Origin of the sequence: Allobosea massiliensis (genome assembly GCF_042655245.1) — a bacterium.
GTDB lineage: Bacteria > Pseudomonadota > Alphaproteobacteria > Rhizobiales > Beijerinckiaceae > Allobosea > Allobosea massiliensis.
Genome location: NZ_JBHSLU010000011.1, coordinates 21,195 through 36,531, shown reverse-complemented (window position 1 = coordinate 36,531; position 15,337 = coordinate 21,195). Strand labels below are relative to the sequence as shown.

General features: G+C 65.6%; 11 protein-coding genes and 1 pseudogene. All 12 read right to left on the bottom strand.

Features of this window, described 5'->3' with window-relative positions:
* Positions 1-1,137 (bottom strand): ABC transporter permease, encoded by a 1,137-nt coding sequence (locus ACFPN9_RS07225; protein WP_377816127.1) that lies wholly within the window; start codon positions 1,135-1,137, stop codon positions 1-3.
* Complete coding sequence (locus tag ACFPN9_RS07220; RefSeq protein ID WP_377816125.1) at positions 1,134-2,303, bottom strand: efflux RND transporter periplasmic adaptor subunit; 1,170 nt, start codon at positions 2,301-2,303, stop codon at positions 1,134-1,136. Before ACFPN9_RS07220 ends, ACFPN9_RS07225 begins: the two co-directional genes overlap by 4 nt.
* A gap of 129 nt (positions 2,304-2,432) precedes the next feature.
* Positions 2,433-3,020: a DUF2478 domain-containing protein gene (locus ACFPN9_RS07215; protein ID WP_377816123.1), complete on the bottom strand. Its 588-nt coding sequence runs from the start codon at positions 3,018-3,020 to the stop codon at positions 2,433-2,435.
* A 211-nt stretch (positions 3,021-3,231) separates the two neighbouring features.
* Positions 3,232-3,813 (bottom strand): annotated as a pseudogene (locus tag ACFPN9_RS07210) (carbonic anhydrase); the annotation flags it as partial.
* On the bottom strand, positions 3,813-4,379 hold the full coding sequence (locus ACFPN9_RS07205) for a hemerythrin domain-containing protein (protein WP_377816121.1): 567 nt from the start codon (positions 4,377-4,379) through the stop codon (positions 3,813-3,815). The pseudogene ACFPN9_RS07210 and the gene ACFPN9_RS07205, both read right to left, overlap by 1 nt.
* Positions 4,366-4,710 carry a hypothetical protein gene (locus tag ACFPN9_RS07200; protein WP_377816117.1) on the bottom strand — a complete coding sequence of 115 codons (345 nt, stop codon included), beginning with the start codon at positions 4,708-4,710 and terminating at the stop codon, positions 4,366-4,368. Before ACFPN9_RS07200 ends, ACFPN9_RS07205 begins: the two co-directional genes overlap by 14 nt.
* Before the next feature lie 9 nt (positions 4,711-4,719).
* Entirely contained in the window at positions 4,720-5,568 is an 849-nt protein-coding gene (locus ACFPN9_RS07195) for a peptidylprolyl isomerase (RefSeq protein WP_377816114.1), read from the bottom strand.
* 4 nt (positions 5,569-5,572) lie between these two features.
* The gene (narI, locus tag ACFPN9_RS07190; protein ID WP_377816112.1) at positions 5,573-6,304 is read right to left on the bottom strand and encodes a respiratory nitrate reductase subunit gamma; all 732 of its coding nucleotides are present in this window, start codon (positions 6,302-6,304) and stop codon (positions 5,573-5,575) included.
* A gap of 5 nt (positions 6,305-6,309) precedes the next feature.
* On the bottom strand, positions 6,310-7,071 hold the full coding sequence (narJ, locus tag ACFPN9_RS07185; protein ID WP_267520173.1) for a nitrate reductase molybdenum cofactor assembly chaperone: 762 nt from the start codon (positions 7,069-7,071) through the stop codon (positions 6,310-6,312).
* Position 7,072: 1 nt separating this feature from the next.
* Positions 7,073-8,599: a nitrate reductase subunit beta gene (gene narH, locus ACFPN9_RS07180; protein ID WP_377816109.1), complete on the bottom strand. Its 1,527-nt coding sequence runs from the start codon at positions 8,597-8,599 to the stop codon at positions 7,073-7,075.
* Between the two features lie 14 nt (positions 8,600-8,613).
* Positions 8,614-12,366 carry a nitrate reductase subunit alpha gene (locus ACFPN9_RS07175; protein WP_377816106.1) on the bottom strand — a complete coding sequence of 1,251 codons (3,753 nt, stop codon included), beginning with the start codon at positions 12,364-12,366 and terminating at the stop codon, positions 8,614-8,616.
* A 40-nt stretch (positions 12,367-12,406) separates the two neighbouring features.
* Positions 12,407-15,169, bottom strand: coding sequence for a nitrate/nitrite transporter (locus tag ACFPN9_RS07170; RefSeq protein ID WP_377816104.1), 2,763 nt, complete (start codon positions 15,167-15,169; stop codon positions 12,407-12,409).
* Positions 15,170-15,337 lie beyond the last annotated feature (168 nt).

Genomic DNA, 15,337 nt, shown 5'->3' with positions numbered 1-15,337 from the left:
TCAGCCTCCGAGCGCCGACGCAGGATCGATCTTCAGCGCCGAGCGCACCCCGAAGACGCTGGCGATGAGACAAACCATGATGATGATGCCGAGCAGGATCGCCGTGTCGGAGGTCTCCAGCACCACGCGTCGCGGGAAGTAGTCCTTGGCCAGGCGGATCAGGGTCGCGCCGATGGCGAAGCCCACCAGCCCCATCGCCAGCGCCTGCTGCAGGATCAGCGAGACGATGACGCGATCGGGCGCACCGATGAGCTTGAGCGTCGCGATCGCCTTCTTCTTGTCCATGGTCATCGTGTAGACGATCAGTCCGATCACCACCGTCGAGACGACCAGCAGGATCACCGCGAACAGGCCCAGCTGCCGCCTTGCGCGCTCGATCACCGAGCGCGTCAGAATCTCCTCCTGCTGGGCGGCCGTCATGGCAGTGAGATGTTTCCAGCGCGCGATCGAGCCGATAACGCCCTCGGGCGACGCATCGGGGCGCATGCGCACGATGATGGCGCTGACCAGGTCGCTCGACCCGCCAGCCGGCGCCTCGCGGGCCGTCTCCCGCCTGACCGCCGATGGATCGAACTGCCACTGGACGATCTGGGCATCGCGCAGGGTCATCATCAGGACGGGATCGCCGCCCGAGCTGGTGGCGTTCGCGGTCAGGCCGACGACGGTGAAGTCATCGCGGCCGATGCGGATGCGTTCGCCCAGTGCGAGGCCGGTCTTGCGATCGGCCACCACTTCGGAGCGCGACTTCAGGATGGCGCGGCCTTCCTCGATTGCGACTTCGCTGCCGGGCCGCCCGATCTGGGCGCCGACGATGAAGACGCGCAGGTTCGTGCCGCGGTAGGGAAACTCGACGGTCTGGTAGACGACCGCGCCGGCCGCCGCCACGCCGGCATGGACGGCGATGGCATCGCGCGTGTCGCGCGGCAGACGCGAGCTCTCGGCGAAAGGGCCACGCTTGCCCGCTTCGACGACCCAGGCGTCGGCCGCGGCACTGCGAACCAGACCGAGCGCCTCGGCGACCAGCCCGCGATAGATGCCGACCATGCCCATGACGACGCCCAGCAGCAGGCTAAGGCCGACGCAGGTGAGGATGAACCGTCCAAGCCCATGCTGGACATCGCGCCAGGCGAGGTTCATCGGGGGCTCTCGGAGGCCACCGCCCTGCGCCCGACCGTGAATCCCTCCGCGGGCACAGAAACCACCGCACGCGCGCCGGCGGGAAGGCCCCCGGCGATCAGCACGCGGCCGTCGAGCAGCCGGTCTCCGAGAGCGACGAGACGCCGGTGGAGCTTGCCGTCCTCGACGGTCCAGATCATGCCCGCACGACCATCGAAGCCGCTCACGGCACGTAAGGGAACGAACAGACCCTCCGGGACGACCCGCTTGATGATCTCGATCTCGGCCTGCTCGCCGAGATAGCGGCCCTGATGTTCCGGCTCACAGGTCAGGCAGCGCACATAGATGCGGCGCTCCTCGGTGACGCGGTCGTTCTCCTGGTCGATCCGGACGATCTGCGCCTCGACGACGGTGTTCATCTCGGAGCGCAGCCGGACCAGCGCCTTCTGCCCGATCGCGAGTCCGCCGGATACGGCCTCGTCGATGAAGGCGCGCACCCAGACCGAATGGGGTTCGATGATCGTGAAGACGACCTCACCGACACCGGCAACGGCACCGGCCTCCTTGAGGCGCGACAGAATGCGCGCGCGATAGGGCGCGACGAGGCGGTGCTGGTCGAGCAGCACCTGTTCGATCGTCAGCGCCGCGGCGACGTCGTCACGGGCCGCTTCGGCCACGCGGACCTCCGCCTTGGCGACGGCGAGATCGGCCTGGGCGAGCGTCTCGTTGGTCTGGGCTTCGTCGGCCTGCTCGCGCGAGACGCTGCCGCGATCGACGAGCGACTGGCGGCGCTGGTTAACCAGCACTCGTTGCTGGAGGTTGGCCTCCGACCGCTGCAACAGTGCCTGCGCCTTGGCGAGAGCCGCCTGCGCCTGGAGCTTCGCGACCTCCGCCTTGGAGACACGGGCGCGCTGCGAGCTGTCCTCGAGGGTGGCGAGCACCGTGCCTGCCGGGACGATCTCGCCCTGGTCGGCGGCGAGCTTCACGATCCTGCCCGCAACCTGGAAGCCGATCCGGGACAGCACCTGCGCTTCGACGCTGCCCAGTCCGAAGACCCGAATTTCGACATCGCGCTCGACCCGCGCGACGTCGACGGGTACGGGGCTCAGCTTACGGACATAGACGATGCCGGCCATCGCCATTGCGACGAGAATCAGAACGGCCGACAGCGCGATACGCCTGGACATGAACAGATCCGATCTCGGAAGGGCGCGACGAGCCGCAAGGCCTCGTTCAGCCAGCTTCCATCACGGCAGCCTCACCTGCATTGCGAAGCGTCAATGACGGACGGGATAGATGCCCTTTGGTCCCGATCGTCAGTGGCGCGTCGAGAGCGCCAGAATCGGCTGGATCGCAGCCTCCCCCACCTCGGCTGAGCCGTGTCCGAGGCCGAGCGCATCGGACAAGCTGGCCCCATTGGCCGTCAGTTGATCAAGGTCGATCTCTCGCGCCATCGTGCCGGCGAAGAGGCGCCAGCTCTCGATGTTGCGCCAGGGCACGGCGATCAGAAGCGGTAGGCCAGCCTCGATCGCCTCGGCGATCAGGGGGCGGAACCCCGCGCCCTCTGCTTCGGTCTTGCCGAACTTGTTCAAGATGACAAGGTCTGGCCCCGTGTCGAGCGCCGCCCGCACGATCTGCATCGCACCCAGCAGTTGACCGACATCAAGCGCGCAGCCGCGAGCCAGCGGGCCGCGATCCTGCGAAATCCCAATCAGTTCGCCGCTCGCGAGCTCCTCCAGGATCATATCGCAGCGCGATCGTCCCGGGCGCGCCGTGTTGTGCTGGACCAGGCCGGCAAGCCTGAAGCCTCGCTCCATCAGCGTCATGGCGACTTCGCGCAGGGCGCGGTCCGCCGCATCGCTGTCGGTATAGATTAGGGCGGTGATGGTGATGACATCTGACATCGGGGTCGCTCTTGTCTCTGGTTCAGCCATGACCGGGAGGGTGGAGACCGGTCGCCCTGCAGCAGGGCGCATCCGCGTGCTCGACCGCGGCAAGGTTTGCGAAGGCGTCGAGGGCCTGGCGCCTCAGCGCACTCACGGCTTCGACGGGATGAAGGACGCGATGATCGATCGAGGGCAGCGCATCGCGTTGCTCGACCGACGATAGATGAGGACCGAGGTCACGCAGCAGGCCGTCCTCGATCGCGTAGATCCAGCCATGGAGGTTCAGTTCCTGGCCGCGCGCCCATGCATTCTCGACGATCGGTGTCTGTGCGAGCCGGCGTACCTGCATCTCGACGTTGATCTCGCACATCCGGTCGAGGCGGCATGCCTCATCCGGGATGAGCGCGAAGGTCTCACGGTGCTTGCGGTGGAGCATCGAGATCGGCTGGAGCCAGTGGTCCAGCATGGAGCCGCGTTCCGTCACCAGCGCCCGCTGAACGCCGCCGCAGCCATAGTGGCCGCAGACGATGATGTGCTCGACCCTCAATTGCTCGACGGCATATTCGATCACTGAGAGGATGTTCATGTCGCTGGTGTGGACGACATTCGCGATGTTGCGATGGACGAAGACCTCGCCGGGATCGAGGCCGAGGACGTCGTTGGCCGTGATGCGGCTGTCGGAGCAGCCGATCCAGAGATAGCGCGGCGTCTGCTGCTCGGCCATGCGCCGGAAGAAATGGGGATCGGCCCGGGTCTTGGACTGGGCCCAGGTGACGTTGCGATCGAAGAGATGATCGAGCGTGCGCGACATCAGGCGCCCATCCCATGTCGATCTTTCATGGTGGCGCTCATCGTCACGAGATCGCCCCGCGTGAGCCGAACGCGCGCGATTGCCAGCACGATCCCGTTTTCGGCCGCCAAGTGGTGATGCTCGCTGGCCGCATAGGCCATCAGGAGCTTGCGTGCGGCGGACCCCAGCCTGATGGGCCCTGGGCCAGCCCGCTTGGTCAGAACTGTGATAATCGCCTCGATCATGGTGCGGAGTTGGCGATGATCAGCGACGAGCCGCGCCAGCGTCGCTCCCAGATCGTCTTCCAGCGGCGCGCGGCGAAGCAGGGAAGGAAAGAGGTCCTCCTCCTCGTCCCGGTGGTGCAGATTCACGTCGCGGCGAAGGTATGTGACGACGGCATCGGCTTCGGCGCGATCGATATATCCCTGCCGAGTGAAGCGGCGAAAGGCGTCACAAAGGCTGCGCTGTCGGGCATGATCGACCAGGATGTAGTCCAGCGGCGTATCGAGAAGCGCAGCCGGAATCGGGTGGGCGAAGGTCTTGCCAGCGCCCTCTCCACCAGCGGCAGCCGCTTCATCGATGGTCATCGCAGCCCCCGGACCCGCATGAGCAGCCGCCGCTCGTCGCCGGAGCGGGAGCCGCGTCGCTCGCCAGAGCCCAGCGCAGCATCTTGCCGAGCACGACCCTGGCGGGATCATCGGCGCGCTCGATAGCGGTCATCAGCGCCAACCAGTCCTCGTCGCCGGCCTGCGCCGCGTAGCGGCGCGAGGCGTTGGCGACGTACTCGCCCGGCGTCTCGTCATGCTGCTCGCCCATTTCCTGGATCTGCGCGAGCAGCACGACGTCGCCCAATGCATCGAGCGCCTCGGCCGCGTCGTTTTCGTCCGACAGCCGCGTCAGAAGGGCTCCGAGCTGCATGGCAGGCTCCTATTGAACGAGGGGGGACTGGCTCGCCGCGATCTCGACGCCGGTGATCTCGGCGCGTCCGGCGAGGATCGTGATGTACTGCTGGATCGCCATGCGGCGGACCTTTTCGTCGAGCCAGGCGGCGATCCGCGGCCGAACGGCTTCGAAGGGCAGCGGCTGGCCGGGAATGCGGCGCTCGACCCAGACGATGTGGAAGCCGTAGCGGGTCTCGACGGGATCCTCACCGACGGAGCCGATCGGAAGCCGGCCCAGCGCGGTTTCGAACTCCGGCACCGTTTGCCCCGGGCCGATCTGGCCGAGATGTCCGCCGGTCTGGCCCGAGGGACAGGCGGAAACGGCCGCCGCCAGCGCGGCGAAGCAGCTGGGATCCTGCTGGATCTGCAGGATCAGAAGCGCTGCCTGGCGGCTCGCCTCCATCCGGGCCGGCGCGTCGCCCGGCGCCGCCGGCAGCAGGATGTGGCGCGCCTCGATGATCGCAGGAGACTGGAAGCGGATGCGGTTGGCATCGAAATACCGCCGGCAGCTGGCCTCGTCGGCCTGTGGCGTCACCACCTCGTCTTCAACGAGCTGGCGGATCAGCGCCTCCTCCTCGGTCTCTCGCCTGCCCTCCCCGTCCTGCGCCGGCGCGGGAGACAATCCGAGCCGGCGCGCCTCCTGCAGCAGCAGTTCACGCACGACCAGGGCATGGGCGGCAGCCTGCCAGGCCTCGATCGGCTTTGCGGCGGGATGGTTTTGCGTCTCCTGCGCGATGGCGGCGCGGGCGATGGCGACGCCATTGACGCTGACGGTCTTCGGCTTGTGCGAGACGGCCGGCTTGACGGCGCAGGCGGAGGCTGTGGCGTCGGTCATGATCTCACTCCGCCGGCTGGTTGGGGGAGCGGGCCGACGGTCCAGCCGTCAGCACGCGGCGTGTCCGGACGACTTGGTAGCCCTTGCGACCGAGATACCAGATCGGGGCGGACCAGATGTGGACCAGCCGCGAGAACGGGAAGATCAGGAAGATCGTCATGCCGAGCACGAGATGGACCAGATAGGGCCAGTTCAGGCCCTGAAGGGTCTGTGCATCGACCGGCTGGACCGTCAGGATGCCCTGCGCCCAATGCGACAGCACCAGCATGACCGAGGCGTCGTGGTGGCTGAAGGAATAGGGCAGCGTCACCAGGCCGAGCACGAGCTGGACCCAGAGGATCCCCAAAACGCCGAGGTCCATATAGGTCGAGGTCTGGCGGATGCGCGCATCGAACAGCCGCCGGTGCAGGAGCAGCGACAGGCCGACGAAGCAGACCACCCCCGCGACGCCACCGGCCACGATCGCGATGAACTGCTTCTGCTCGGGCGTGATCACCAGCGTGTAAAGCGCGGTGGGCGTCAGAAGCCCGACCGTGTGCCCCATCAGCAGGAAGAGAATGCCGATGTGGAAGAGGTTGGAGCCCAGCGAGAGCTGCTTCTTGCGCAGCATCTGGCTGGACGACGCCTTCCAGGTGTACTGCTCGCGGTCGAACCGGATGATCGAGCCGAAGATGAAGGCCGACAGGCAGACGTAAGGATACCAGACGAAAAGAATGTGAAAGATCGTGTCGCGCATGGTCTTCAGGCTCCCGTGCGGGTCGTGATGCCGGAATGGGTGACGGTCATACGGGGGCCGGCTCTCGGAACGGGCTCGAGCCCGGGTGCGGGCCGGCGCGCCTGGCGCAGCTTGGCCGACAGCGTGTCCTTGCCGCAGTCCTCGGCGGCGGCGCCGGGGCCAAACAGAACCTCCTCCTCGGCCCAGGCCGCATCCAGCGCTTCGAGATCGTCGGGCTCCGGATCGGGCTCGGCCAGCAGCCGTTCGATCATCGCCGCGTCAGGCCGGGCCTGGCTCAGCCGGGCGAGCGCGGAGAAGACCGCCTCATAGGGCGAGCTGCGCTTGCGCAGGCGCTCGCGCAGCGCTGCAAAGACATGACCCGGCTGGCCGATCAGTTCGATCGCCTCGGCGGCCGTCCGTGTCGCGGCGAATTCGAGGAAGAGCGGCAGGAAGTCCGGGAGTTCCGTCACCGTCGGCGTGTAGCCGCCGTCCTCGTAGACCTTGATCAGATCGACCATGGCCTGACCGCGGTCGCGGCTCTCGCCATGGACATGCTCGAAGAGATGCAGCGAGAGCGCCCGCGTCCGGTCGAACAGCAGGATATAGCGCTCCTGCATGTCCATCAGGTCGCCGGCGGCGATGTCGTCGATCAGGAGCGCCAAGGCACGGCGCTCCGCACGCGGCAGCACGGCCTCGCGCTCGAGCACGCCGATCAGCTCGTCGCGGGCGGCGAGGAGTTCCTCGGTCGGGTAGGACAGGAGGGCGGAGAGGACCTTCAGCGTCTTCATCTCAGAGCGCTCCCATCTTGGGCTTGTCGTTCTTGAGCTTGATGCCGCCGAAGAGGTTGACTTTGTCGTCGCTGGGCAGGCAGCCATCGCCGAAGGAGAAGCCGCACTGGCCGCGCAACTCGTAGGCGTCCTGCGTCACCTCGCGGTGGGTCGTCGGGATGACGAAGCGGTCCTCGTAATTGGCGATTGCCATGATGTGGTACATCTGCTCGATCTGTACGCCGGTGAGGCCGACGCGCCGGGCGATGGCCTCGTCGAGGACGCCGTCGACCGTCTTGGCGCGCATGTAGGCGCGCATCGCCAGCATCCGCTCCAGCCCGGTCGCGACCGGGGCCTCGTCGCCGGCGGTCAGCAGATTGGCGAGGTATTTGAGCGGAATGCGCAGCGACTTGACGTCGGGCATGCCGCCGTCGACGCCCATCTTTCCGGCTTCCGCCGCCGCCGTGATAGGGGAGAGCGGCGGCACGTACCAGACCATCGGCAGGGTGCGGTATTCCGGATGCAGCGGGAAGGCGACCTTCCACTCCATCGCCATCTTCCAGATCGGCGACTGGCGCGCTGCCTCCAACCAGGCTTCGGAGATGCCGTCGGCGCGGGCCTGGGCGATCACCGCGGGATCGTTGGGATCCATGAAGATCTTGAGCTGCGCCGCGTAGAGGTCCTGGTCGGACGCGGTCGAGGCCGCCTCCTCAATGCGGTCGGCGTCATAGAGCATCACGCCGAGATAGCGGATGCGCCCCACGCAGGTTTCCGAGCACACGGTCGGTTGGCCGGCCTCAATGCGGGGGTAGCAGAAGATGCACTTCTCGGATTTGCCCGATGACCAGTTGAAATAGATCTTCTTGTAGGGGCAGCCGGAGACGCACATGCGCCACCCGCGGCACTTGTCCTGATCGATCAGGACGATGCCGTCCTCCTCGCGCTTGTAGATCGCGCCCGAGGGGCAGGCGGCGGCGCAGGTCGGGTTGAGGCAGTGCTCGCACAGCCTCGGCAGGTACATCATGAAGGTGTTTTCGAACTGGCCGTACATCTCCTTCTGGACGCCGTCGAAATTGGCGTCCTTGGAGCGCTTGGCGAATTCGCCGCCGAGGATCTCCTCCCAGTTCGGGCCCCATTCGATTTTTTCCATGCGCTCGCCGGTGATCAGCGAACGCGGGCGCGCCGTGGGAAAGGCTTCCAGCTCGGGCGCCTTCTGGAGATGCTCGTAATCGAAGGTGAACGGCTCGTAGTAGTCGTCGATCTCGGGCATGTTCGGATTGGCGAAGATGTTCGCCAGGATCCGCCATTTGCCGCCGATCTTCGGTTCGATCTTGCCGTTCGCCTTCCGGCGCCAACCGCCCTTCCACTTGTCCTGGTTTTCCCAGTCCTTGGGGTAGCCGATGCCGGGCTTGGTCTCGACGTTGTTGAACCAGGCGTATTCCATGCCCTCCCGGTTCGTCCAAACGTTCTTGCAGGTCACCGAGCAGGTGTGGCAGCCGATGCATTTGTCGAGATTCAGCACCATGCCGATCTGAGCGCGGATTTTCATCGTCGTGATCCTTTTCACTCTGCGGCTTGGGCGGTGACGGGGGCGCGCAACGCGTCGGCATGAGGCCGTTCGAGCCAGTCGACGGTCTTGAGCTTGCGGATCACCACGAACTCGTCGCGGTTGGTGCCGATCGTGCCGTAGTAGTTGAAGTCGTAGGCGAGCTGCGCGTAGCCCCCGATCATGTGCGTCGGGTTGATGACGATGCGCGTGACCGAGTTGTGGATGCCGCCGCGATTGCCGGTCATCTCCGAGCCCGGCACGTTCACGATCTTCTCCTGCGCGTGGTACATGAAGAGCGTGCCGTCCTTCATGCGCTGCGAGACCACGGCGCGGGCGACGAGCGCGCCGTTGCTGTTGAAGGCCTCGACCCAGTCATTGTCGACGATGCCCGCACGCTTGGCGTCGGTTTCGCTGAGCCAGACGATCGGCCCGCCGCGTGACAGCGTCAGCATCATCAGGTTGTCGGTGTAGGTGGAGTGGATGCCCCATTTCTGGTGCGGCGTGATGAAGTTGAGGACGATCTGCTTCTCGCCGTTCGGCTTCTGATCGATCACCGGCGCAGTGGCGCGCAGGTCGAGCGGCGGGCGGTAGACGCACAAGCCAGCGCCGAAAGCGCGCATCCAGAGATGGTCCTGGTAGAGCTGCTGGCGGCCGGTCAGCGTGCGCCACGGGATCAGCTCGTGGACGTTGGTGTAGCCGGCGTTGTAGCAGACCTTCTCGCTCTCGAGCCCCGACCAGGTCGGCGCCGAGATGATCTTGCGCGGCTGGGCGACGACGTCGCGGAAGCGGATCTTCTCGTCTTCCTTGGGCAGCGCCAGATGGGTGTGTTCGCGGCCCGTCGCCTTGCCGAGAGCGGCCCAGGCCTTGACCGCGACCTCGCCATTGGTCTCCGGCGCCAGCATCAGGATCATCTCGGCGGCGTCGATGTCGGTGACGATCCTGGCGAGCCCCTTGTTGGCCCCCTCGAGATGGACGCCGTTTAGAGCCTTGAGGTGTTCGACCTCATGGCCGGTCTTCCAGGCCATGCCCTTGATGCCGTTGCCGATCGTGTCCATCAGCGGGCCTAGCGCAGTGAAGCGGGCATAGAGGTTGGGGTAGTCGCGCTCGACCACCGTTACCACCGGCATCGTCTTGCCAGGGATCGGCTCGCACTCGCCCTTCTTCCAGTCCTTTGGTTCGAAAGCCTGGGCGATCTCGTTGGGGCTGTCGTGCTTGATCGGGTTGAGGACCACGTCCTTCTCGACGCCGAGCACTTCGGGCGCGACCTTGGAGAAGGCCTTGGCCAGGCCCTTGTAGATTTCCCAGTCCGAGCGCGCCTCCCAGGCCGGGTCCACCGCGCCGGTCAGCGGATGGATGAAGGGATGCATGTCGGAGGTGTTGAGGTCGTTCTTCTCGTACCAGGTCGCGGTCGGCAGGACGATGTCGGAGTAGACGCAGGTGGTCGACATGCGGAAGTCGAGCGTGACCAGGAGGTCGAGCTTTCCCTCCGGCGCGTGGTCATGCCAGACCGCTTCGGTCGAGCGGGCCCTCCCCTCGGGTCCGAGATCCTTGCCGAGCACGCCATGGGTGGTGCCGAGCAGGTGCTTGAGGAAGTACTCATGGCCCTTGCCCGACGAACCCAGCAGGTTCGAGCGCCAGACGAAGAGGTTGCGCGGCCAGTTGACCGGGTTGTCTGGATCCTCGCAGGACAGCTTCAGCGATCCGTCCTTCAGCGACTTCGCGACGTAATCCTTCGCCTCCATTCCGGCATCGGCGGCATCCCTGCCGACCTGGAGTGGGTTGGTCTGGAGTTGTGGCGCCGAGGGCAGCCAGCCCATCCGCTCGGCGCGGATGTTGTAGTCGATCAGCGTGCCGTCCCAGGGGCCCGCGGGCGCCGTGGGAGAGACGAGATCGGCGATCCGCACGGTCTCGTAGCGCCACTGGTCGGTGTGGGCATAAAAGGCCGAGGTCGAGTTCTGCTGGCGTGGTGGACGACCCCAGTCGAGGGCGAAGGCGAGCGGCGCCCAGCCGGCCTGCGGGCGCAGCTTCTCCTGCCCGACATAATGCGCCCAGCCGCCCCCGGACTGACCCACGCAGCCACACATGATGAGCATGTTCATCACGCCGCGGTAGTTCATGTCGGCGTGGTACCAGTGGTTCATGGCGGCCCCGATGATGATCATCGAGCGCCCCTTGGTCTTCTCGGCGTTGGTCGCGAATTCGCGGGCGACCTGGATGATCTTGTCACGCGAGACGCCGGTAATCTTTTCGGCCCAAGCCGGAGTGTAGGGTGTGTCGTCATCGAGCGAGGACGCGACATTGTCCCCGCCATAGCCGCAGTCGACGCCGTAGTTGGCGAGGAAGAGGTCGTGGACAGAGGCGACGAGCGTCTCGCCTTCCGCGAGCGCCAGGCGCTTCACCGGGACCAGACGCTTCAGCACGCTGCCATGGTCGGTCGAGGCGAAGTGCTCGTGCTCGATGTTGCCGAAATAGGGAAAGGCGATTTCGGCGAGATCATCCCTGATCTCGGCCAGCGACAGCCGCAGCCGGGTCGGTGCGCCCGAGGCGTCCTTCTCCTCGAGGTTCCATTTGCCGCTCTCGCCCCAGCGGAAGCCGATCGTGCCGCCGGGCGCGACGATCTTGCCGGTGGTCTCGTCGAAGGCGACGGTCTTCCATTCGGGGTTGTTGGCCTCGCCGAGGCCGGCATCGAAATCCGACGCCCGGATGAAGCGGTCAGGGACGAGGTTGTCGCCTTGCTTCACCAGCTTCACCAACATCGGCATGTCGCTGTACTGGCGGACATAGTCCCGGAAATACGGCACCTGCCGGTCGATATGGTATTCCTTCAGGATGACGTGGCCCATCGCCATCGCCAGCGCCGAATCCGTGCCCTGCTTCACGCTCAGCCAGATGTCGCCGAACTTGGCGGCTTCCGAGTAGTCGGGGCAGATCACCGCGCTCTTCATGCCCTTGTAGCGGGCCTCCGTATAGAAATGCGCGTCCGGCGTGCGGGTCTGGGGGACGTTGGAGCCCCACAGAATGATGAAGCCGGCATTGTACCAGTCGGCCGATTCCGGAACGTCGGTCTGCTCGCCCCAGGTCTGTGGCGAGGCCGGCGGCAGGTCGCAGTACCAGTCATAGAAGGACATGCAGACGCCGCCCATCAGCGACAGGTAGCGCGAGCCCGCCGCATAGGAGACCATCGACATGGCCGGGATCGGCGAGAAGCCGAAAACCCGGTCGGGTCCGTAGGTCTTGGCCGTATAGGCGTTGGCGGTGGCGATGATCTCGGTCGCTTCATCCCAGCCGGCCCGCACGAAGCCGCCATGGCCGCGCTTGCTGGTATAGGCGGCGCGCTTCTCCGGGTTCTCGACGATGCTCCTCCAGGCTGCGACCGGCGGCAGAGTCTTGCGCGCCTCGCGCCACAGCTTGAGCAGCCGGGCCCGGATGAGCGGGTATTTCACCCGGTTGCCGGAGTAGAGGTACCAGCTATAGGACGCCCCGCGCGAGCAGCCGCGCGGCTCGTGATTGGGCAGATCGGGCCGCGTGCGGGGGTAGTCCGTCTGCTGGGTTTCCCAGGTGACGATGCCGCCCTTGACGTAGATCTTCCAGGAGCAGGAGCCGGTGCAGTTGGCGCCGTGGGTGGAGCGCACGATCTTGTCGTGCTGCCAGCGCTTCCGGTAGCCGTCCTCCCAGCTCCGGTCTTCGCTGGTCATGACGCCATGGCCGTTTGAGAAGGGCTCAGAGACCTTGTTGAAGAAGGTCAGTCGGTCGAGAAAGTGGCTCATTGCGGTCCCCTCGAGGGAAGTCGGAATCGGAGGGCGAAGATCATTCAGCCGGTGTCGGGAAGGGCCTGGCAGACGCAGCTGACAGGCCGTGCTCGGTGTCGAAGAGGAGGCCGCTGCGGCGGGTGTAGAACCACCAGGTGATGGCGATGCAGCTGAGGTAGAAGCCGAGGAAGCCGTAGAGCGCGGCCTCGGCCCCTCCCGTCATCGCGATCGAGGTGCCGAAGCTCTTCGGGATGAAGAAGGCGCCGTAGGCGGCGATCGCCGAGGTGAAGCCGATGATGGCAGCGGCTTCCTTGTCCGACTGCTTAACGCGTTCGGGCTGGCTCATCTGGGGCTCGAGGCGCGCCACCTCGAGCCGCATGATCGCCGGGATCATCTGGAAGGTGGAGGCGTTGCCGACCCCGGTCGCCGCGAAGAGGAACAGGAAGCTCGCGAAGAACACAGGGAAGGCGCTCGCGTCGCCCTTCATGCCGATGGCGTACAGCACGCCGCCGACCCCGAGGCTCATCGCGATGAACACCCAAAAGGTGATCCGCCCGCCGCCGATGCGATCGCACGGCTTGCCTGCAGCAGCCCGGGCCAGCGCTCCGACGAGCGGACCGAGGAAGGCGTATTGCAGGGCGTTGATCTCGGGAAAGAGGATCTTCGACAGCAAGGGAAAAGCCGCCGAAAAGCCGATGAAGGAGCCGAAGGTGCCGGTGTAGAGCCAGCACATGATCCAGTTATGGGTGCGCCTGAAGATCACCGCCTGATCGGCGAAGGAAGCCTTCATCGTCGCAATGTCGTTCATGCCGAACCAGGCCGCGAAAGCCGAGGCGACGATGAAGGGCACGAAGACGAAGCCGGCGTTCTGCAGCCAGAGCGTCGAGGTGACTCCCGCCACGGTCGCCGTCTGCGGTGCCCCTCCGAGCGCCCCAAAGACGCCGGCGGTGATCGCCAGCGGCACCACGAACTGGACGACACTGACGCCGAGGTTGCCCAGGCCCGCATTAATGGCCAGCGCGTTGCCCTTCTCCGCCTTGGGGAAGAAGAAGGAGATGTTGGCCATCGACGAGGCGAAGTTGCCTCCGCCAAAGCCGCAGAGCAGCGCCAGGCCGAGGAAGATCCAGTAGGGCGTCTCCGGGTTCTGAACGGCGAAGCCCATGCCGAGCGCGGGGATCAAAAGCGACCAGGTCGCCAGCGTCGTCCAGAGGCGGCCTCCGAAGATCGCGGGCATGAAGCTGTAGAAGATGCGCAGCGTGGCCCCCGACAGCCCCGGCAGCGAGGCAAGCCAGAAGAGCTGTTCGTTGGTGAAGGCGAAGCCGACGCTCGGCAGCTTGGCGACGACGACCGACCAGACCATCCAGACCGCGAAGGACAAGAGCAGGCACGGCACCGAGATCCAGAGGTTCCGCCGGGCGATGGCCTTGCCCGTCTGGTCCCAGAACGCCTTGTTCTCGGGACGCCAGTCCTGGATCGCGCCCGTGGCGGCGAGTGCACCCGCCTGGGCCACGCCGTGGATGGGCTGCATCTCAGGCAGTTCCGGCAGGTTCTGAACCGGTACGCCAGCCACCGCCGCGGCCTTTTCCATCTGGCGGACGGCCAGATGCATCCAGATCAGCGAGACTGCGGCGATCACGAACATCAGCCAGAAGCAGCTCTGCCAGACGCCCGTGAGATCGTTCAGCGCACCGAAGGCGATCGGCAGGACGAAGCCGCCGAGGCCACCAACGAGGCCGACAACGCCGCCGACCGCACCGACCCGGTCGGGATAGTAGACCGGGATGTGCTTGTAGACCGCGGCCTTGCCCAGGCTCATGAAGAAGCCCAGCACGAAGGCGACAGCCATGAAGCCCAGCAGGCCCATTCGCGTGGAGAACGCGATAGGGCCGCGGATGCCCTCGACCACGTACTGCGTCGGTGGGTAGGCGAGGATGAAGGTGCAGACGACCGCGACCAGGAAGGTCCAGTACATCACCGTGCGGGCGCCGTATTTGTCCGAGAGATGCCCGCCATAGGCGCGGAAAATCGAGGCCGGGATCGAGTACATCGCGCCGACCATGCCGGCGGTGGCGATGTCGAGGCCGTAGACGCCGATCAGGTAGCGCGGCAGCCACAGCGCCAATGCGACGAAGCCGCCGAAGACGAAGAAGTAGTAGAGCGAGAAGCGCCAGACCTGGATGTTCTTCAGGGGTTCCATCATCGCCGAGAGCGGCTCGGGCTTCTGACCGGAGGCGCGGCGCCGGGCGAGGTCGGGATCGTCCTTGGTGAACAGGAAGAAGATCACGGCGGTGATCGCGAGCGCGATGGCCCAAACCAGAGCCACCGTCTTCCAGCCATAGGCGATCATGATGACGGGGGCTGCGAATTTGGTGACAGCCGCACCGACATTGCCGGCGCCGAAGATGCCGAGCGCCGTGCCCTGCTTCTCCTTGGGATACCACTTTACCACATAGGCGACGCCGACCGAGAAGGATCCGCCGGCGATGCCGACGCCAAGAGCTGCGATCAGGAACGTCGTGTAGTCATAGGCGAAGGTGAGCAGTCCGGTCATCACGGCCGCGGACAGCATGGTGATTGTGTAGACGACCCGGCCGCCATACTGGTCGGACCAGATGCCCAGAAGCAGGCGAATGAGCGAGCCGGTCAGGATCGGAGTGCCGACCAACAGGCCGAACTGGGTCTCGGAAAGCCCGAGGTCCTTTTTGATCTGGATGCCGATGATCGCGAAGATCGTCCAGACAGCGAAGCAGACTGTGAAAGCAATGGTCGAAAGCCAGAGCGCCCGGCCCTGCTCCGATGGTGAGACCGCTACACCGCTCATGTCTACCCCCGCGCTCAATCAAGACGGGGCAGGTGTCGTTCTCACAGAGTCTATTCTCTTTGATGCAAATCAAGCATGGAGACGGTCTATAGTCTTTCAAGATTGTCACATATATTTATCATTCCAGAGCCCGCCGATCCTCAAGAATTGCGACGGAACTTCGCATGA

Coding starts and splice junctions, on each gene's coding strand:
- ACFPN9_RS07225 (WP_377816127.1), bottom strand. CDS start 1,137: ATGAACCTCGCCTGGCGCGATGTCCAGCATGGGCTTGGACGGTTCATC.
- ACFPN9_RS07220 (WP_377816125.1), bottom strand. CDS start 2,303: ATGTCCAGGCGTATCGCGCTGTCGGCCGTTCTGATTCTCGTCGCAATG.
- ACFPN9_RS07215 (WP_377816123.1), bottom strand. CDS start 3,020: ATGTCAGATGTCATCACCATCACCGCCCTAATCTATACCGACAGCGAT.
- ACFPN9_RS07205 (WP_377816121.1), bottom strand. CDS start 4,379: ATGACCATCGATGAAGCGGCTGCCGCTGGTGGAGAGGGCGCTGGCAAG.
- ACFPN9_RS07200 (WP_377816117.1), bottom strand. CDS start 4,710: ATGCAGCTCGGAGCCCTTCTGACGCGGCTGTCGGACGAAAACGACGCG.
- ACFPN9_RS07195 (WP_377816114.1), bottom strand. CDS start 5,568: ATGACCGACGCCACAGCCTCCGCCTGCGCCGTCAAGCCGGCCGTCTCG.
- narI (WP_377816112.1), bottom strand. CDS start 6,304: ATGCGCGACACGATCTTTCACATTCTTTTCGTCTGGTATCCTTACGTC.
- narJ (WP_267520173.1), bottom strand. CDS start 7,071: ATGAAGACGCTGAAGGTCCTCTCCGCCCTCCTGTCCTACCCGACCGAG.
- narH (WP_377816109.1), bottom strand. CDS start 8,599: ATGAAAATCCGCGCTCAGATCGGCATGGTGCTGAATCTCGACAAATGC.
- ACFPN9_RS07175 (WP_377816106.1), bottom strand. CDS start 12,366: ATGAGCCACTTTCTCGACCGACTGACCTTCTTCAACAAGGTCTCTGAG.
- ACFPN9_RS07170 (WP_377816104.1), bottom strand. CDS start 15,169: ATGAGCGGTGTAGCGGTCTCACCATCGGAGCAGGGCCGGGCGCTCTGG.